The sequence below is a fragment of the Bartonella sp. AA9NXGY genome, from assembly GCF_042196845.1.
Classification (GTDB): domain Bacteria; phylum Pseudomonadota; class Alphaproteobacteria; order Rhizobiales; family Rhizobiaceae; genus Bartonella.
The window spans coordinates 1-819 of sequence record NZ_JBHIRB010000099.1; the positions used below are offsets into that span (position 1 = coordinate 1).

The 819-nt window shown below is 49.2% G+C and carries 1 pseudogene; it reads right to left on the minus strand.

The features are described from left to right. A pseudogene (locus ACFIM6_RS10025) lies at window positions 1–819 on the minus strand (filamentous hemagglutinin); the annotation flags it as partial.

Here is an 819-nt window from a genome sequence, read left to right on the forward strand (position 1 = left end):
AACACCAGCAGCACCCGTTGCCGCCATATCAACCCCACCGGCTAAAAAATGAGCTTGTATATCACCACCGGCATGCGCCTTGAGATTCCCTTGCGCTAAAACAATCCCCTCAAGCTTCAAGTCTCCGCCCGATTCAAGAGCCATATCAGCACCTGACCCTAGCCCTGAAACTTGAAGTGTCTGGCGCGAAGAAAGCTCCATATTGCCCCCAGAGGTTGCCTTACCGGCAATCGATAAAAGCCCATCCTGCGCCTCTATCTTCAAATGACCATCAGCACCAACCGTTTCTAACGTCACATCCTTATGGGCGGCAATATCAATATGCTTTTTCGAGGTGATGTGCTTTGCCAATACGCTCTGGCTTTTCGATTTGAGGACAACGCCCCCATGACCAAAAACATTCTTCAACGAGATTTTCCCGTCAGCAGAAAGATGCAACTGCCCCGCATTGGCTGCCATATCATGGCGCATACGAACCCCAACACCTTTTTCTGTTGCCACAAGTTTAATCTGATCCGCCTGTAGAGCCCCCAAAGCAGAACCATCTATCGCATATTCCGGTTTACCAGTAATATCAGTTAGCTCTTTCATTTCCCGTGAAGCATAATCAAAGTGACCCGTCCCTGCTGTCACTCCAATTTCTCTGCCCGCAACAGCTCCTTCAAAATGCACTGTGCGTGAGACAATATCGACAATATCAACCGCCCCTTGACCAGAGAAAAAATTGGCTCCCTTGGCGCCAAAGGTAATATCCCCACCTCGCACCTCAAAGCCTTTCAAAAAACCGCTCGCATCAATTTCGGGAACACCTGTGGTTAA